The 1449-nt window shown below is 71.6% G+C and carries 3 protein-coding genes; 1 reads left to right on the forward strand and 2 read right to left on the reverse strand.

From position 1 onward, the window contains the following. Positions 1–125 precede the first annotated feature (125 nt). Positions 126–563, forward strand: coding sequence for a hypothetical protein (locus tag LzC2_RS21420; protein WP_171190055.1), 438 nt, complete (start codon positions 126–128; stop codon positions 561–563). Here the strand turns inward: LzC2_RS21420 and LzC2_RS21425 are convergent. Together LzC2_RS21425 and LzC2_RS21430 are read right to left on the reverse strand one after the other, a co-directional pair. Then, a complete protein-coding gene (locus LzC2_RS21425; RefSeq protein WP_171190056.1) occupies positions 554–1036 on the reverse strand; it encodes a hypothetical protein in 483 nt (160 codons plus the stop codon). The two genes, LzC2_RS21420 and LzC2_RS21425, sit on opposite strands and share 10 nt — an antisense overlap. An 89-nt stretch (positions 1037–1125) precedes the next feature. Further along, positions 1126–1449: GntT/GntP/DsdX family permease (locus LzC2_RS21430; RefSeq protein WP_215907233.1), on the reverse strand; the 324-nt coding region annotated here is incomplete at its 5' end.

Here is a 1449-nt window from a genome sequence, read left to right on the forward strand (position 1 = left end):
CCCCCGACCCCTCTCCCCCAAAAAGGGGGAGAGGGGAGACGAGCAGTCGCTCGACCCGTGGCGGCTGTTCGGGATGCCCGTTAACGTCGATCCGTCCGCCATCCCGCATACCCGCCCGTCGCCGTTTGAGCCGTTCCCCCTCGTCCCGTCCCGGTACTCCCCGCACGAAGCGACCGCCGGCGCGGGCGGTGGTCGAACTGCTGGGGGTCGTGACCGACGCCGGCGCCGCGGGGATCAGCACGGGGAAGGGGTGGGAACTGGAGTTCACGCTGGCTCCCTGGCGCCCGGCGCCGCCGGCGAAGCCGATCGCCGATCCGCCGGAGAACCCCCTCCGCGACGCCGAAAACGTGCGGCCGGAGCCGCTGCGGGTGCGGGGTGCGGTGATTCCGGAAGAGTTGGACGGGTTGGTCGCGGACCTCGCCCCCGGCCGCACGGTGCGGGTGGCCGCGGCGCTGTCGGACCCGTCGCTTCAAGGCGTGGACGTGTGGGCGAAGCTGGACGAGGTGATCGGCGTCGAACCGCCGGACGACCGCCTCGAAGCGGCGGCGGACGCTCAGCCGTAACCCGGCGGCGGGCGACGAGTCGGGCGACGCTTTTTCTTCTGCCGCGGACGGACCGGGCGTTCGCTCTCCTTCGACGAATCGCCGTGGAGTTCCGCGTCGAGCTTGCGAAGGAAGAACGCCCCGCCGGCGATCGCCAGTTCCGCCAGGACGAACAGCACGGCGATCAACGGCTTGTTCATCAGGGTGAAGCCGATCACCCAGGGGGCGTTCGGGAGCTGGACGACGCCGTTCCAGAGGAACGCCAGCAGCGCCCCGATCATCAACCGCAGTCCGGCGCCGCGGTTGCGACGGAGACCGCCGTCGGAGAGATCCTCCGCGTCCTCCGGCGCCGCGACCGACGCCCAGCCCTCCGCGTCCGCGGCGTACTCCGCCGCCGCGACGCCCCAGGCGAACAACGCCACGACCACGCCGAGCGCGACGGCCGTCTTCGTCAGCGACAGGCCCGAGCCGTAGGTTTCTCGTTCGTCGCTCATGGGCGTCGCCGGTGGGAGACATGCGGGGGAACCGATGGATCGTGCGAAGGCGGTCGCCAACCTTCAACCATCCTTTGATTCGCCTCCGCTCAAACGCCTGGCCAAAGCCAGGCGCCGGCCAAGGTGACGGCCAGGCCGAGAATCGCCACGACGCCGCTCAAGGGGGTGAAGGTGGACAGGGCTTCGCGTTCGGTCAGGCCGCCGGCGCGGCAGACGACCCAGAAGCCGCTGGAATTGAGCCAGGCGATCGCCTTCGACCCGCACCCAATGGCGCAGGCGACCCAGACCGCGTGCACGCCGCTGGTGGGGATGGCGGCGGCGACCAGCCCGGCGGCGACGACCATCGCCACCGTCGCCGATCCCTGCGCCGTGCGGAGCGCCGCGGTCCCCGAACTGAGCGGCCTGGGCCTGCT

It is taken from the genome of Alienimonas chondri (genome assembly GCF_013036045.1).
Classification (GTDB): domain Bacteria; phylum Planctomycetota; class Planctomycetia; order Planctomycetales; family Planctomycetaceae; genus Alienimonas; species Alienimonas chondri.

Bases quoted from the DNA above. Each gene is read 5' to 3' on its own strand.
- LzC2_RS21425 (WP_171190056.1), bottom strand. From the start codon at position 1,036: ATGAGCGACGAACGAGAAACCTACGGCTCGGGCCTGTCGCTGACGAAG.